Annotated in this window: 18 protein-coding genes; 9 read left to right on the top strand and 9 right to left on the bottom strand. The window is 70.9% G+C overall.

The window, feature by feature from the left end; genetic code table 11:
* Positions 1-14: 14 nt before the first annotated feature.
* Genes ACTWPP_RS20990 through ACTWPP_RS20975 form a run of 4 tightly spaced genes read left to right on the top strand, consistent with a single transcriptional unit; the run spans position 15 to position 2113 of the window.
* On the top strand, positions 15-389 hold the full coding sequence (locus ACTWPP_RS20990) for an ArsR/SmtB family transcription factor (RefSeq protein ID WP_443106011.1): 375 nt from the start codon (positions 15-17) through the stop codon (positions 387-389).
* The gene (locus ACTWPP_RS20985) at positions 386-1216 is read left to right on the top strand and encodes a cation transporter (protein ID WP_443106010.1); all 831 of its coding nucleotides are present in this window, start codon (positions 386-388) and stop codon (positions 1214-1216) included. The genes ACTWPP_RS20990 and ACTWPP_RS20985 overlap by 4 nt, the downstream gene beginning before the upstream one ends.
* 26 nt (positions 1217-1242) lie before the next feature.
* Complete coding sequence (locus ACTWPP_RS20980) at positions 1243-1728, top strand: FAD-dependent oxidoreductase (RefSeq protein ID WP_443106009.1); 486 nt, start codon at positions 1243-1245, stop codon at positions 1726-1728.
* 52 nt (positions 1729-1780) lie between these two features.
* On the top strand, positions 1781-2113 hold the full coding sequence (locus ACTWPP_RS20975) for a DUF3703 domain-containing protein (protein ID WP_443106008.1): 333 nt from the start codon (positions 1781-1783) through the stop codon (positions 2111-2113).
* 191 nt (positions 2114-2304) lie between these two features.
* On the opposite strand, the gene ACTWPP_RS20970 is transcribed toward ACTWPP_RS20975, so the two are convergent.
* A complete protein-coding gene (locus tag ACTWPP_RS20970; protein WP_443106007.1) occupies positions 2305-2712 on the bottom strand; it encodes a heavy metal-responsive transcriptional regulator in 408 nt (135 codons plus the stop codon).
* Positions 2713-2800: 88 nt separating this feature from the next.
* Between ACTWPP_RS20970 and ACTWPP_RS20965 the strand changes: the two genes are divergently transcribed.
* The gene (locus tag ACTWPP_RS20965; RefSeq protein WP_443106006.1) at positions 2801-3820 is read left to right on the top strand and encodes an alkylmercury lyase family protein; all 1020 of its coding nucleotides are present in this window, start codon (positions 2801-2803) and stop codon (positions 3818-3820) included.
* 73 nt (positions 3821-3893) lie between these two features.
* On the top strand, positions 3894-4793 hold the full coding sequence (locus ACTWPP_RS20960) for a Clp protease N-terminal domain-containing protein (protein WP_443106005.1): 900 nt from the start codon (positions 3894-3896) through the stop codon (positions 4791-4793).
* A gap of 100 nt (positions 4794-4893) precedes the next feature.
* Here the strand turns inward: ACTWPP_RS20960 and ACTWPP_RS20955 are convergent, their stop codons facing one another.
* Both ACTWPP_RS20955 and ACTWPP_RS20950 read right to left on the bottom strand, forming a co-directional pair.
* Complete coding sequence (locus ACTWPP_RS20955) at positions 4894-5097, bottom strand: hypothetical protein (protein ID WP_443106004.1); 204 nt, start codon at positions 5095-5097, stop codon at positions 4894-4896.
* A gap of 263 nt (positions 5098-5360) precedes the next feature.
* Positions 5361-6821: an MFS transporter gene (locus ACTWPP_RS20950; protein WP_443106003.1), complete on the bottom strand. Its 1461-nt coding sequence runs from the start codon at positions 6819-6821 to the stop codon at positions 5361-5363.
* A 319-nt stretch (positions 6822-7140) separates the two neighbouring features.
* Between ACTWPP_RS20950 and ACTWPP_RS20945 the strand changes: the two genes are divergently transcribed.
* Positions 7141-7983, top strand: coding sequence for a hypothetical protein (locus ACTWPP_RS20945; RefSeq protein WP_443106002.1), 843 nt, complete (start codon positions 7141-7143; stop codon positions 7981-7983).
* Between the two features lie 75 nt (positions 7984-8058).
* On the opposite strand, the gene ACTWPP_RS20940 is transcribed toward ACTWPP_RS20945, so the two are convergent.
* The 3 genes from ACTWPP_RS20940 to ACTWPP_RS20930 form a co-directional block, all read right to left on the bottom strand.
* Positions 8059-8388, bottom strand: a complete 330-nt coding sequence (locus ACTWPP_RS20940) for a hypothetical protein (protein WP_443106001.1) — start codon at positions 8386-8388, stop codon at positions 8059-8061.
* Between the two features lie 526 nt (positions 8389-8914).
* Positions 8915-9355, bottom strand: a complete 441-nt coding sequence (locus tag ACTWPP_RS20935) for a VOC family protein (protein WP_443106000.1) — start codon at positions 9353-9355, stop codon at positions 8915-8917.
* A 747-nt stretch (positions 9356-10102) separates the two neighbouring features.
* A complete protein-coding gene (locus ACTWPP_RS20930) occupies positions 10103-11497 on the bottom strand; it encodes a glycoside hydrolase family 16 protein (RefSeq protein WP_443105999.1) in 1395 nt (464 codons plus the stop codon).
* A 279-nt stretch (positions 11498-11776) separates the two neighbouring features.
* Between ACTWPP_RS20930 and ACTWPP_RS20925 the strand changes: the two genes are divergently transcribed.
* Both ACTWPP_RS20925 and ACTWPP_RS20920 read left to right on the top strand, forming a co-directional pair.
* Complete coding sequence (locus ACTWPP_RS20925; RefSeq protein ID WP_443105998.1) at positions 11777-12040, top strand: hypothetical protein; 264 nt, start codon at positions 11777-11779, stop codon at positions 12038-12040.
* A 36-nt stretch (positions 12041-12076) separates the two neighbouring features.
* Positions 12077-13069, top strand: a complete 993-nt coding sequence (locus ACTWPP_RS20920) for a LacI family DNA-binding transcriptional regulator (RefSeq protein WP_443105997.1) — start codon at positions 12077-12079, stop codon at positions 13067-13069.
* A 192-nt stretch (positions 13070-13261) separates the two neighbouring features.
* Here the strand turns inward: ACTWPP_RS20920 and ACTWPP_RS20915 are convergent, their stop codons facing one another.
* The 3 genes from ACTWPP_RS20915 to ACTWPP_RS20905 all read right to left on the bottom strand — a co-directional run bounded on the left by ACTWPP_RS20915 (position 13262) and on the right by ACTWPP_RS20905 (position 15346).
* Entirely contained in the window at positions 13262-14488 is a 1227-nt protein-coding gene (locus ACTWPP_RS20915) for an RNA polymerase sigma factor (protein ID WP_443105996.1), read from the bottom strand.
* Between the two features lie 2 nt (positions 14489-14490).
* Positions 14491-14673: a YciI family protein gene (locus tag ACTWPP_RS20910; protein WP_443105995.1), complete on the bottom strand. Its 183-nt coding sequence runs from the start codon at positions 14671-14673 to the stop codon at positions 14491-14493.
* A 298-nt stretch (positions 14674-14971) separates the two neighbouring features.
* On the bottom strand, positions 14972-15346 hold the full coding sequence (locus ACTWPP_RS20905) for a nitroreductase family deazaflavin-dependent oxidoreductase (protein WP_443105994.1): 375 nt from the start codon (positions 15344-15346) through the stop codon (positions 14972-14974).
* Between the last annotated feature and the right edge of the window lie 42 nt (positions 15347-15388).

Below are 15388 nucleotides of genomic sequence, written 5' to 3'. Positions count from 1 at the left end.
ATTCCGATTGTGGAATGACTTCTCTGGACGGGTTGGCGCCGGCGGCGGCGCTGTTCCATTCGCTGGCCGATCCGGTCCGGTTGTCGATCGTGCAGCGGCTGGCCCGGGGCGAGGTCCGGGTCGTGGACCTGACCCGTGAGCTGGGGCTGGCACAGTCCACGGTGTCCAAGCACCTGGCCTGCCTGCGCGGCTGCAAGCTGGTGGACTACCGCGCCGAGGGCCGCCAGTCGTTCTACTTCATCGCCGCACCCGAGCTGCTGGACCTGCTGCGGTCGGCGGAGCACCTGCTGACCGCCACCGACCGCGCCGTCGCGCTCTGCCCGGTCTACGGCGTCGATGCGGCCGTCCGGTCCGAGCAGCCCGGACCCGGGACGGTGGCGCGGGCATGACGGTGCCGACGCCGGGTCCCTCACCCGGTCCACCGGCCCGCCGCCGGGCGGTGCTGGCCCGGCGGGTGCGGTGGCTGGTGGCCGCGACCATCACCTACAACGCGGTCGAGGCCGTCGTGGCGATCGGCGCCGGGACGCTGGCGTCATCGGGGGCCCTGGTGGCGTTCGGGCTGGACTCGGTCGTCGAGGTCGCCTCGGCGGCCGCGGTCGCCTGGCAGTTCTCCGCCCGCGACCCCGAGGTGATCGAACGGCGGGAGCGGCGGGCGCTGCGGATCATCGCGGTGTCGTTCTTCGCGCTCGCCGCCTACGTCACCGCCGACTCGCTTCAGTCCCTGCTGGACGGCGGCCGGGCCGAGCACTCCACCCCGGGGCTGGTGCTGGCCGCGCTGAGCTTGGCGATCATGCCGGGCCTGTCGTACGCCCAGCGCCGCACCGGCCGCGAACTCGGCTCCGCCAGCGCGGTCGCCGACTCCAAGCAGACTCTGCTGTGCACCTACCTGTCGGCCGTGCTGCTGGTGGGGCTGGCGGTCAACAGCCTGTTCGGATGGACCTGGGCCGACCCGATCGCCGCCCTGGTCATCGCCGCCGCCGCGGTCAAGGAAGGCCGCGACGCCTGGCGCGGAGACACCTGCTGCCCGGTGCCCCCACTCGCGGCGAGCGATCCGCAGGCGGCGACACCGATCGCCTCTTGCGGAACCTGCGCGCCCGGGTGCTCGTGCTGCGCGGCGGTCCCGGAAGGCTCCGGCCTGCGCATTACAGGTTCCGAACGGTCCGAAGGGCCAGCTACCGGACCGCCCTCACCGCCGTCGAAACCCGCGATCACGTGACCGCCACCGGCACTGACGACAGGCCCGTGCAGCTGACCACCACCGCGGGACCCGTGCGGGCCAAGGCCGCCGTGCTGGCCATCCCGCTGCCCGCCCTGCGCCGGATCGCCATCACCCCGCCGCTGCCCGAACCGCTCACGGCGGCGATGAACGACCTCCGATTCGGGACCGCGACCAAGATCAGCGCCCGAGTCGCTTCCGGACGTCCGATCCGTCCGCGCGCCGTCGTCGGCGGCTCCCCGCTGGGCATCGCCTGGCGCACCGGCCAGGTGATCTCCGGCATCACCGCCGAGACCGGCCACGACTGGACCACCGACCCCTGGTCAGGCGGGAGCTACATCGCCTTCGGCCCCGGCCGGCTCACCCGCCATGGCGCCGCTCTGCGCACCCCGCACGGGCGCCTGGCCTTCGCCGCGGCCGAGCGCTCCAGCTGGCCCAACTCCATCGAAGGCGCCCTGGAATCCGGTCACACAGCGGCCACCCGCGTCCGCGCCCTGCTGGCCACCACATGACAAGGCCGACCGTCGGCCAGACCCGACAGGACAGAACATGATGGGCCGTCCGATGCCCGCCCGAGTGCGGGCCGCCTACCTCGGCGAGATGAACGCCGCCCGCCGCACCGCCGACCCCGCCGCCCGGTGGCGGCACCTGGAACGGGCCCACATCCTGTCCCAGCCCTGGCCCTGGCCCCACACCCGCAACCACTTCGCCATGCTCGCCCTGGCCGTCGTCCAGCGGGACCGCCGCGAAGCAGTCGGCCAGGTCATCCGGATCATCGTGGCCGCCCCGGGTTCCGCCCTGGGCCGCTACCCCGAAGGCAATACCGGCCGCGCCACTGTCGGACTCACCCAGCCCATGCCAGTCCCAGAGGACCTGGCCGCCCTGCTGAGAGTCTGACCGAGAAGGCCACCGCCGCACCGCCGTGTCGTCCGACCGAACCCGAATGCTCGTCACCTGTAGGGCACCGCTTCCTAGTCGCACAGCCGCAGTGCCGAGGTCGCTCGCCATATCCGAGCGTCGCAGCGAGCCGGGACGCGGCATCGTCGGGTACCCGCCCGCCATGCCATACCGGCCCTCCCGATCGAGGGTTACGTGGAGGAGGTGGCCGCGAGGATGCTGCAGACCTGGTCGGCGGTGCAGTCGGCGGGGTCGGTGGCGGCGGCGCGGCGCTGCAAATCGCGTAGCGCGTTGCGCGTTGCGGCGAGTTCGGCGAGGCGGCGTTCGACATCGGCCAGGTGCTGGTCGATCAGGTCGGTGACGTGCTCGCACGGGACGTTTCCGCTGTCGCGCAGTGACAGGACGCCGCGGATTTCGGCCAGCGTCAGCCCGGCGGACTGGGCGGCGCGGATGAAGGCCACCCGGGCCTCCGTGTCCCGGGGGTAGTCGCGGTATCCGGAGGCGGTGCGAGGCGGTGCGGGAAGGAGCCCGGCGTCTTCGTAGAACCGCAGGGTCTTCGTGGTCAGGCCCGTTCGCTCGGCCAGCAGTCCGATGCGCATGTGCCCAGTTTAGGCTTGACCTTCCAGCGCACTGGAAGGTCTACCGTCCAAGACGAGATTGCAAGCCGCGTTGGAGGGAGACACGGTCGTGCTGGAGTTGACCGTTCTTGCGGTGCCGGACTGCCCGAACGAGCCGATGCTGAGTGACCGGCTGGCTCAGGCGTTGACCGGCAAGCTGAACGCGACCATCACTCGCCACATCATCGACACCGAGGCCGAGGCCGCCCGGCTGGGGATGCACGGCTCCCCGACCCTGTTGATCAACGGGGTGGACCCGTTCGCCGCGCCCGGCACGGCCACCGGCGTCTCCTGCCGCCTGTACCGCGATGAGACCGGGCAGGCCGGTGGCGCTCCGTCGGTGGCGGCCCTGCACGACGTGCTCCAGCGGGCGGCCGACGATCCGGTGCCGGATGTGCTCGCGCAGGCGGTGGGCCGTGCCGGGCTGGGACGGGTCGCCCCGGTCGAGGGCGGGTTGCGCGCGGTGCACCAGCGGGTGCTGCGCGCCTTCGCCGAGACCGGCCGGGCACCGTCGGCGGCCGAGCTGGACCGGGCCGCCGCCCCGCACGGCACCACCGGCGATCAGGTGCTGGCTCACCTGCACGCCGAGGACTTCCTGCGCCTGGACCCCGACGGTGCGATCAGCGCGGCCTACCCCTTCTCGGCGGCGCCGACCGTGCACCGCGTGCACATCGCCGGCGGTCCCCAGGTGTATGCGATGTGCGCGATCGACGCGCTGGGCATCGCGGCGATGCTCGGCACGGACGTGACGATCTCCTCGGCCGAGCCCGGCACCGCCCATCCGATCACCGTCACCGTCCCCGTCGGCACGGCCGCGGACGCGGCGGTCTGGGAACCGGCCACCGCCGTGGTGTTCTACGGCCGGCAGGGCAACGGCTGCGAAACCTCGCCACAGACCACGGCCGACGCGGGCGTGCCCGAGGCCGCCGCCGACGTGTGCTGCGGCTTGATCAACTTCTTCACCGGCCACGACGCCGCCGTCCGCTGGGCCCGGCGGCACCCCGGTATCGGCGGGCGGGTGCTGGGCCGGCATGAGGCCTGGGAGACCGGCGTGCGCATCTTCGGTCCCCTGCTGACCGCAGCGGATTGAGGACGTCCCCAGGAAGGAAGCTGGTGACAACGCAGGGTTGTCTTTCGGCCTGTCGACAATTTAGCGTTGTCACATGGACGCTGAGCCGCTGGATGTGCGCGGACTGATCGAGACGACCCGCGCCCGGGCCACCACCGATGATCCGCTCGTGCTGCTGGAGTCCGCGGTCGGCGTCGCCGCCGCAGCGGGCGAGGCGGCCGATGCGTTGCTGGAGCATTTCGTGGCCGCCGCGCGGTCGGCCGGGTCGTCGTGGACGGCGATCGGGGAACGGCTCGGGGTGTCCAAGCAGGCCGCCCGGCAGCGTTTCGCCGACCGGATCGGACCCGTCCCCGGCCCGCTGGAGACGGGTACGGCCAGCATCGCGCCCCGCCTGGCGGCGTGCCTGGAGGCCGCCCGGACGGCCGCCGACACCGACGACAGCGTCCCGGGCACCCAGCATCTGCTGCTGGGCCTGCTCCATGCCGGGATCGCCGCGAGCGTGCTGGACAAGGCCGGAGTCACCCGGGAGAAGATCCGCCGGTCCAGCGCCCGGCTGTTCGAGCCCACCGTCCTTCCCGGCGACGACGGTGAGGAACGCCGTGTCGTCGGGGACGGCGGTGCCGAGGCCGCGCTGGCGGTCGCGCACCGGATGGCGGCTCATCGCGGCCAGAGCGAGGTCCGCACCGAGCACCTGCTGTTCGCGCTGGCCACCGATGAGGGGGCCGCCTCCCGCCGGGTCCTGGACGACCTTGCCGTCGACATCGCGACGATCAAGAAGGAGATCAATCAGGCGATCCCGCCGTTCCCCGGCCGTCAGCGCAGGCGGCGGCGCAAGGGCAAGTGCGATCCACGAGACCGGGCCTGCTCGTTCTGCGGCGGCGCCGAATCCGGCCGCGCGATGGTCGCCGGTCCGGGCGTGTGGATCTGCGCCGACTGCGTCGCCCTGGCCACCGACATCCTGGCCAGAGGCGACCGGGCGCTGCGACCGGGCTGATCGTCCGGCGTCTGGTGCGGTGCGGTCCGGGGGCGTTTGAGGGCGAGCTGCCGGTCGAGGTAGACGCTCAACCGTGTCGCCGAAGGCGCGAAGGGTTCGTTCAGCGGGGTGGCGGCGCGTTGTTTGCCGTGACCTCCGTATGCGGTTGGATTCCGGCGACGAGGCTGAACGCTCCTGTGAGCATGTTGAGAGTGACGAGGCCGACCATGTCTCCGGCGGAACCATGGCGGCCGATGATGTCGTCGAGGAGCTCCTTGGACTTGGAGGGCGCATCGGCGGGGGCGAGTGTGTGCAGATTTCGCATCGTGTTGCCTTGGATTCTGTTCGGGTGCGGTCCGGAGGGCGGAACGGCGGCGCCGCCGGGCGTGGCACCCGGCGGCGCCGCACCCTCCGGAATTCGGTTCTTCGCTTGCTCACCGGATCGGTGAGCGCGCCCCGTTGGGCAGCGCCGCCTGCCGGAAGGCCGGAGAACACAGGACCATGGCGGCCCGAGCTCTGGAGCCTGACATTGGACCCTCCGAGGCGATGTTGTGCAGTGCCGTTCGTTCACGGTCGCGATGGCTCGCTTCAGCGATCGCGGGCCGTCTCCTGGTCAACACTCCGCTGGGCCGCCGACGCGGCCCCCGGCTCCGGGCGGGGAGTGCGCAGGGTGGCGGCGGCCAGGACGGCCCCGGTGAGGGCGATGAGGCCGGCGCCGGTGAAGGCGGCGGAGAAGCCGTCGGTGAGTGCCACGAGGTCGCCGAGCCGGTCGGCGCCGTTGGCGGTGGCGACGGCGGTCATGGCGGCCAGGCCGAGCGCGGAGCCGACCTGGTAGGCGGTGTTGACGATGCCGGAGGCCAGGCCCCCCTCCTCGGGACGGGCGGCGGAGATCGCCGTGCCCAGCGAGGGGATGAAGGCCAGCGACATGCCCAGCGCGGCGACCATCGAGGCCGGCAGCACGTCGATCCAGAACGAGCCGTCCGAGCGGATCAGCGACAGCCATCCCATCCCGATCGCCAGGACGGCCAGCCCGGTGACGGTGACGGTCTTGGTGCCGAAGCGGTTGATGGCGCGCGGGGCCAGGACGATCATCCCGAGCATGATCAGCACGGTCATCGGCAGCAGGGCCGCTCCGGACGGGAACGCGCTGTAGCCCAGCACCTGCTGAAGGTAGAGGTTGAGGAAGAACCACATCGGGATCCATGCCGCGCCGAGCAGCAGCTGGGCCAGGTTGGCCGCGCCCAGGTTCGGCGCGCGGAAGATCGACAGCGGCATCAGCGGCGCCCGGCGAGCGGACTGGATCCAGAGGAACGCTGCGAGGAGCACGATCCCGGCCGCGATGACTCCCCAGGTCTCGGCCGAACCCCAGCCGGCCTCGGGAGCGCGCACGACCGCGTACACGGTGGTTCCGAGTCCGAGGGTGACCGTGACGGCGCCGACCAGGTCGACCGAGCCCCGTGCCCCGCCGCCGCCGGGCATCAGGAACGGCGCGGCGGCGAGCGCGAGGACGGCGATGGGGATGTTGATGTAGAAGACCCAGGGCCAGGAGGCGTACTCGGTGATGACGCCGCCGAGGAAGACGCCGGCGGTTCCTCCGGCGGGTGCGGCGGCGCCGTACAGGGCCAGGGCCTTGGTGAGTTCGCGGGGCTCGGACCCGAACATCGTCATCAGCAGCGTCAGTGCCGCCGGGGCGATGAGCGCCGCGCCGGCGCCCTGGACGGCGCGTCCGGCGAGTTCGACGCCCACGCCGCCCGCGGCCCCGGCCATGGCGGAGCCGGCGAGCAGGATGAGCCAGCCGGTGCCGAACATGTTCCGGGCCCCGAACAGGTCCGACAGCCGGCCGCCGAGCAGCAGCAGGCCGCCCAGCGCGATGACGTAGGCGTTGAACACCCACGACAGGTTCTCCTGGGAGAACCCGAGGTCCTCCTGGATCCGGGGGAGGGCCACCCCGATGATCGAGGTGTCCATGATCACCATGAACTGGGCGAGTGCGATGAGGGCCAGCGCCCACCGGCGACGCGAGGCCGGGGGAACCGTTGCGCGAGACATGGACATCACTTCCAGATATACGTCTAGGGGGTATGCACGAGCGGACGATACCCTAGGGGGGTAGTACTCCAAACGGCAACCCCCTCGCCGCTTTCGAACGGCGGCTCTACGGACCCCGGTGGGCGCCTCTGCCCTGCCGGAGGGCTGGCCATGTCCATCCACGGCATCGTTGGCCACCCGCTCACATGTGCGGACGGCGGCGACGCCTTCTCCCCGCGGGCCTGCGGTGAAGAGATCGGGACTCGCCTGATTCGGGGGCGAACCCTCCGGCGAGAAATCCCGACCGGCGCGGAATATACCCCAACCCGGTATAGTTCCCGTGATCGTCAAGACGATCCAGGTGACAGGAGGCGAAGGACATGAACGCGGTCACGGACCACGGCGGGCACACGTCGCACACGGCGCGGGGCACGGAGCCCACGAGGCCGGAGGCGTCCCCGGCGGACTGCGGATCTCCCAGGACGGCTACACGCTCGAACTGGCAGATGCGATCATCGAACGCGGGCGGACCGACCTCGGATTCCGGATCCTCGGCCCGGACGGGCGGCCGGTCACGTCCTACGCCCCGATCCACGATCGCGAACTTCACCTGATCGTCGTGCGGCGGGAGCTGACGGGCTTCTGGCACGTGCACCCGGAACGAGACGCCGAAGGCACCTGGTCGGTACGGCTGAACCTTCCCGAGGCGGGGTCGTACCGGATCTTCACCGACATCGAGCCCCGAGCTCTGGGCCGTACGATCACTCTCGGCGCCGACCTGGCCGTGCGCGGCCCGTACGAGCCGAGCCCGACACCGGAACCCGAGCGTTCGTTCGCCATCGACGGTTACGACGTCGAGTTGGCCGGCGACCTCGTTCCGGGTGAGGGACGGAACATCACGCTGACCGTGCGCAAGGACGGGTCCCCGGTCACCGATCTACAGCCCTACCTCGCCGCCTATGGCCACCTGGTGGTTCTGCGTGCCGGTGACCTGGCGTACGTCCACGTCCACCCCGACGGGGAGCCGGGCGACGGGGTGACCGAGCCGGGTCCGGACACCACCTTCCACGCCGCCGTCCCCGGCCCGGGCACCTACCGGCTGTTCCTCGACTTCAAGCATGGCGGCACCGTCCGTACGGCCGCGTTCACGGTCGAAGCGCACCCGCGGGCGCAGACCCGCTGAGAACCCTCGCCATCGGAGCAGTGATCTCGGCGGTGGCCTCCCCGCCGGCCGAGCCGGAGGAGGCGGCAGGGCAGGTCAGACGCCTGCGTTGGAGTGCAGGCCCGAGCCCCAGATGTTGATGCCGATGAGGTTGAACAGCAGGCAGCCGTAGCCGGCGATGGCGAGCCAGTAGGAGTCCTGGGACGGCTGGAGCAGGCTGACCGGCGTGTAGAGGGTCGTCGTGGCCAGGCCAAGTGCGAGCACCACCGGGAACATCACGAAGGTGCCGAGGTAGAAGGTCCGCTTGCGGGTGAACAGCACCAGGAGCGCGGTGACGGCGGCGAACGTCACGGCGCACACGAACTCGTACATGTTGGCCCACGGGACGTGGCCGGCGGCCGAACCGCGGGCGATGAGGGCCGTCAAGTGGACGGTCCAGCCGACGACGGTGAGGCCGAGCGCGTACCGGCCGAGTGATTCGGCGGTGAAGGTGCCCCGGGGTTCCGCGGCCGGCTGCTCCGGCGCGGGACGGGCCGGCGGTTCGGTGTCCGCCCCGCCCCGACCGGGACGCGTTCACGGACGAAAGCGGTTCGCGGGGTGCCGGTGCGGCGGGCGGCCTGCCCTGTCACGTCCGTGCCGCCTATGCGCACCGACCCGGTGGCGGGACGCAGCAACCCGACCAGCATCCGTACGAGCGTGCCGCCCCGACCCCCTGACCACCGCCCGAACCGGCCACGGTTACCCACCGGGACACCCCCGTACGAGCCCGCGACCAGCCTGTCCGGAAGACCTTGGAATTCCAGGTGCTCGCGGGCGGCCAAAGTACGAGCTTTGCGGCTGGGTTCCGGAAAGCGGCGGGGTGCGGGGCTGGGTCGGTGGCCGGGTGTGGCAGGTGCCGGACGACGAGGTACTTGATCCCTGGCTGCTCCCCGGCCCGAGTCCTGGACTGCGTTCACCAAGATGCAGGCAGCGACTGGCGCAAGCCGAGCCTGTTGCCGTTGGCGAGTTGGACGGCGGCGAGGCGTGCGCCGGGGACGTCGACGATTCCCGTCTCCGGGTCGCCGTTGGTCACCGGTGCGGTGCCGAGCGGCGCGAGTGACCCGTCGGCGATCTCACCCAGCCCTGTCGCGCCGGCCTCGATGAGCTCCTGACGAGTCTTGACGATGTCGTCCGTGTTGAGCATGACGAGCGGCTCTTCGACCCACGGCAGCGACGTCAGGCCGATCTCGGTGTCGGCGGTCTTGAAGACGGCGAAGTCCGCCTCGCCGGGGGCTTGCTCGACGCCGTCGCTGGAGAATGTCGGGCCCGTGCCGAACACCGTCGACCACGCTTCAACGCTGGCCTGGAAGTTGCGTGCCGGGAAGACGACCGTGGCGATGACTGGGTTGCGCATGACGAGAACTCCTCATCTAGCAGGCAGAGCCTGGTTCTTTGTGCGATCACTGGAATTCTATCAGAACGGAATAATTCGTTCCACTTGGACGCGTCTTGAGATCTGAGGGCGGGTGCTCGGCTCTGTCTTTGCGGAACTTCAGAGCGGGTGGGTTACGCCGATCTGGTCGGAGCGGTGGTAGGTCTCGACGCCGATGGCTGGGCGGCAGGTTGGAGCATAGGGCCGCGACCGGGTGCGATGACGAGTCCGACGTTGAAGAAGACGAGGTCCCGGGCTGCTCCCGGCCCTTGGAATGCGGACGCCGAAGGCCCCGCCGGAAGGTCGTTCGCGGGATCGTGAAGCCTGCGGCCCGGACAAGCTGGAGCAGTCCTAGGCGTCCGGGCCCGTGGTGGAAACGCACGGTGCGGGCATTCGACCTCGTGCTCGGCACCGGGTGGTGCTTCCCGGCGCGCCTTCGGGTGTGGCGGGGCCTGCGGTGCCTACCGCGCCATCGGACTCCGGATCGCCTGTGCGTGATGGCGGCGTGGCACCCGCCTGCCCCAAGGCCGCCCGGTGACCTGGTGTTCTTCAAACTCCGTCCCGGCCCCAGCTTCCGGCATCGCTGTCGGCTCGTGTGCCGAATGCGGTGGTGGGGCGTCGCGCCGACCCGGGGTTCTTCCGCGCCGACGGCGAGTTCGTGCGGTCGTGCGGTCGGCGGCCGACCGCCGACCCTTCGGCCGGGTCGGCGGCGGTCGCCGGGTAAGCCCGTCAGCTGGCGAAGGTGAACCAGTTGAGGTTGACGAAGTCGGCCGGTTGGCCGCTGCTGAAGGTGATGTAGACGGAGTGGGTGCCGGTCACCCCTGAGAGGTTGGCGGGTACCGTTCGCCAGCTCTGCCAGCCGCCGGTGTTGGCGAGGGCGAACTCGCCGATCACCGGGCCGGTCGCGCTGTCCAGCCGCACCTGCACCAGGCCGCTGACGCCGCCTGCCGCGCCCGAGGCGACCCTGGCCCGGAACTGCGTCGCCGGGGTGCCGCCGAAGTCGACGTTGTCGTAGCGCAGCCAGTTGCCGTTGTTGATGTGGCTGACGTTCTGGCCGCCTCCGGTGTCGGTCGTGGTCTCAAGCTGCGTGCCCGACTGGGCTTGCCGGCTTTCCGCCTGGATGGTCGAGCGGGCGTCGACCTCGCCACCCGTCGGGGGCGGGGTGTTGGAGTCGCCGCTCTGCCAGACCGCGACGTAGTCGACGATCATGGGGCGTCCCGAGACGGTGGCCGCGATGGGGGTGGCGTGCCCGGCGACGCCGTCGGGGAACGCGCCGCCCATGGCCACGTTGAGCAGCAGGAAGTAGCCGCCGTGCCCGGTCATGTTCGCCCACGTGCCGGCGTCGAACTGGTTCTGGCTGACGCTGTGGAACTGCTGGCCGTCCACGTACCAGCGCAGCTGGTTGGGGCTGACGCTGCGATCCCACTCGAAGCGGTACGTGTGCATGCCCGCCTGGCAGGACGTGCCCGGGCAGGTGCGGCTCGCGCCGATCCCGCTCGTCTCGTTGCAGGGTCCGCCGGGGCTGGTGCCGCAGTGCAGGACGGCCCAGACCGAGTTGATCCCGTTGACGTTCTCCATGATGTCGAACTCGCCGATCGACGGCCAGTTCCAGTAGTTGCCCCGGTAGGGGGAGCCCAGGGCCCAGAACGCGGGCCAGTAGCCGAGGGCTTGGGCGCCCGTGACATTGGGCATCTGGATCCGTCCCTCGATGCGAAGGACGCGGCCGTCGGCGGGCTTGAAGTTGGCGCGCTGGGTCTCGATGCGGGCCGACGTCCACTCGCCCGACGCGGTCTTGATCGGAGTGATCCGCAGGTTGCCGTTGCCGTCCAGGCGGACGTTGGCGGGGTCGGCGGTGTAGTTCTGGATCTCGCCGGTGCCCCAGTTGCCCGGGCCTCCCGGGTAACCGTGGCCGGTATCGATGATCCAGTTCGCCGACGAGGGGAGCGAGCCGGCCGGACCGTCGAAGTCGTCGCTCCAGACCTGGCTCCAGCCGGCGGGGGGCGGCGGAACGGACGCGTCCGCCGTCGGTGACGTCAACGCGCTGGCGATCACCACCGGAAGCGCGGCGGCGAGGACTGCGAGTACGGACCTGCGCCAGAGCCGGGGATGTCTCAGTGAGGTCATGGCGGGGCCTCCAGAGTGGGGGCGGGAGCAAGCGCGGGGTGCCTGCCCTCTGGTGGGGTCAATGTCGCCCGCCCGGGACGGTCCGTCAAGAGGCTAGAGAGCGCTCTCTCAAAGCCTTGCGCGCATAATGGTGCATCTAGCTGCAGGCAGTTCTGTTCGCAATCGGTACTAGTCTTGTTGAGAAACCGCTCTCTCGCCATGGCTTCATGTTGAAGCCGCGCTCCATCAAAAGGTCTTTCGCCGACCTCGGTTGATCCCGACACCGCTTCGAGGAAAGCCATGCGCAGATCCATAGCCGTCTGGTGCCCTGCCCTGTCTCAGCCATCGTTCAACCCGCGCGGGACCGCCGCCGACGCCTTCCACGCCGCGCTCCTCACCGTGCACGTCGCGCTCAGCGGCGGTGCGGACCTGCAGGGACATCTCGTAAGGTCGTCCCCGGAGAACTTCGAACGGGCCGAGGGTGACGGTAAGAGATTCGGCGTCGTCCACGCGACCGCGTCGGCCAACGGCGCCCGCCCAAGGACGGCGCACAGTGTTCCGTGACGTCATCGCCCGCAACCGACTCGGTGGAGAGGCGGCATGAAACGTCCCACGCTGGAGGCCGTGGCGGCCAGGGCCGGGGTCTCCCGGGCCACGGTGTCACGCGTGGTCAACGGCTCGGCCACCGTGAACCCGCAGATTCGCACGGTCGTCCTGCGCGCCGTCGAGGAGCTCGGCTACATCCCCAACTCGGCGGCGCGCAGCCTGGTGACCCAGCGCACCGGATCGATCGGGCTGGTCGTCTCCGAGCCGCTCGCCCGAGTGTTCTCCGACGACCCCTTCTTCTCTCTGGTCGTACGTACGGTGAGCCAGGAGCTGGAGGCCGCCGACAAACAGGTCGTGCTCATGATCCCGTCCTCACCGGCGGGCCAGACGAGGGTCGAGCGGTACGTCGCGGGCCGCCATGTGGACGGTGTCATCCTGCTCTCCCAGCACGGCTCGGATCCCCTGCCCGCGGCTCTCCTGCGGACGGGCGTACCCGTGGTGTCGCACGGCCGGCCGGTGTCCACGGCCAAACCGCCGTACTGCGACGTCGACAACGTCGGGGGCGCGCGGACCGCCGTGGAACACCTTCTGGCCAGGGGACGGCGGCGCATCGCCACCATCACCGGCCCGCTCGACATGTCCGCGGGGCTGGACCGGCTGGGCGGCTACCGCGAGCTCCTCTCCGGAACCGGCCGCCGGTCCCTGGCCGCCATAGGGGACTTCACCCGCGAGTCGGGGGCGGCCGCGATGGGCCAGCTCCTCGAGGACGACCCCGGTCTCGACGCGGTGTTCGCCGCGAGTGACCTGATGGCGACCGGCGCGCTGTACGCCCTGCGAAAGGCGGGCCGCCGCGTCCCTGACGACGTCGCCATCGTCGGCTTCGACGACATTGACGCCGCTCGATTCACCGATCCGCCGCTGACCACCGTCCGTCAGCCGATCGCCGAGGTCGCCCAGGCCACCGTCCGGATACTGCTCAACGGAGTCGACCACCAGGCCGAGCCAGTGATCTTCCCCACCGAGCTCATCGTCCGTGACTCCACCTGAACCGGCCGCCGCGACCGCGTCGTGCGCCATCTCGGGACGGCCGGCACGCAGGTAGGCGGGACGGAGATGATTCCCCTCGCGGCATGTACGCTCACCCGGGCCGTGGAGAACGTGGGAGAGCCGCTCATCGCCCGGGGTACGCGGAGCTCGATTCCACAACCGGTCGCCGTCGGCCCGGTCCGCCCCGGCGCCTCAGCGTGTGGCGCGACCGCGGAGTCTGAGAAATTCGCGTTCGGCTTCAGTGGGCGCCATGGTGGCGGCGCGCTCGTAGGCGGCCACGGCTTCGGCGGTCCGGCCCAGTCGCCGGAGCAGATCGGCTCGTGCGGCGTGGAAGGAGTAGTAGCCGTCCAGCTCCAGTTCGTCCACCAAGTCCAGGGCGGCGGCAGGGCCCTGGACCTCGCCGAGGGCGATAGCGCGGTTGAGGGCCACGACCGGTGTGGGGGCGAGTTCGAGGAGATGGTCGTACAGGACGAGGATCTGCTCCCAGTCGGTGTGCCCGGCCGTGGCGGCATCCGCGTGCACGGCGTTGATGGCGGCCTGGAGCTGATACTGGCCGGGCCGGTTGCGGCGAAGGCAGCGGCGGACGATCGCCTGCCCCTCCTCGATCAAGGCGCGATCCCATAGGTTCCGGTCCTGCTCGGCGAGCAGCACCAGGGAGCCGTCGGGTCGTCTTCGCGAGAGGCGCCGGGACTCGGTCAGCAGCAGCAGCGCCAGCAATCCGGCCACTTCCGGTTCGTCGGGCATGAGCGTGACCAGGACCCGGGCTAGCCGGATCGCTTCTGCGCACAGCCCCCGCTCGGCGGGTCCGCTCATCCCGGCGTTGTAGATGAGATAGGCGACGGCCAGGACGGGGGGCAGCCGGCCGGCCAGTTCGTGTTCCTCCGGCACGCGGTAGGGGATTCGAGCGGCCTTGATCTTCCGCTTGGCCCGCACGAGACGTTGCGCCATGGTCGGTTCGGCGACCAGGAAGGATCTGGCGACCTCCCCGGTCGACAGGCCGCCGAGCAGGCGAAGGGTGAGCGCGACCTGCGCCTCGGTGGACAGTGCCGGGTGGCAGCAGGTGAAGATGAGGCGGAGCCGGTCGTCGGGCACTTGTCCCGCCTTATCGGTCATGCCGGGATCATCGCCCGGGTCGTCGGGAGCGGGCGGCAGCTTCGCCACCTTGCCGAGCACGTCCCGTTCACGCGCTTGGCGGCGCAGGCGGTCGATGGCGTGGTTGCGGGCGGTCGTGGTGATCCAGCCGCCCGGGTTGGGCGGCAGGCCGCGGCCCGGCCAACTGCGCAGGGCGATGGCGAACGCCTCCTGGACCGCGTCCTCGGCGATGTCGATGTCGCCGAAGACGCGGATCAGGGCGGCCACCGAGCGGCCGGACTCCTGGCGGAAGATCCGGCCGACGGTGGCCCCGTCGGCGACCGGCACGGTCAGGCTCCGGCGATGCCCGCGAACGGACGGACCTCGATCGGCGTGTGGATGGCCGCGGTGACCTTCGACGCCCAGGCGAGCGCGGCGTCCAGATCGGCGGCCTCGATGATGTAGAAGCCGCCGAGGTGATCCTTCGACTCGGCGAAGGGGCCGTCGGTGGTCAGCAGCTCGCCCTCGGACACGCGCACGACGGTGGCGGTGTCAGGCTCATCTCCTCCTCGGTCATCGGGGCGCGGGCCTCGCCCTGGACGCTGTGGACGGACAGCATGTAGTGCGTCATGGTGTGCTCCTCGCGGTCGGCAGGCTCACCGCCTCTCACCTACTACGAATGGGCCATCCCCAGATCGACACATGTACCCGGAAAACGTCCGGCAGAGACCGACGGCCCGCATCGTCCATCGGTTCGCCGGTGCCCCGCTCACCAGACCCCGGTGACCAGGGCCCCTATGTGTTGCCGATGGCGACGAGGCTCGCCGATCGTCAGGCTGCGACCAGGTCCATGCGGAGGAACTCGGTGATGCGGAGCAGCCTCGGTGGGCGTGCCACCTCATCGGAGAGGACCTGGAACGCCTCGTCCTTCCCGACGAGGCGTGGGGCGGCGAGTTCCACCTCCGTCCCGTCGACCCGGAGCCGCGCACCGTCGGCCGCCAGGACGTTCTGCACCCAGTCCGAGCCCGATCCGTACACCAGTACGAACAGGTAGCCGCCGTCGACGGGATGCGCGTCGAGCGGTGTGCGGTACGTCGTGCCGGAGGTGCGACCGACGTGGGTCAGCACCGGCCACTTCCCGCCCGCGATCGCGCGAGGGTTGAACACCCGCTTGTTGATGTGCCCCCACCACCTCGGCATCGGCATCGGGATCTCCTTCTCTCGCCCCGGGCGGGGCACGTCGTGGAT

The organism is Actinomadura sp. 3N407 (assembly GCF_052245875.1).
Taxonomy (GTDB): Bacteria; Actinomycetota; Actinomycetes; order Streptosporangiales; family Streptosporangiaceae; genus Spirillospora.
This window is presented reverse-complemented; position numbering and strand designations above follow the sequence as displayed.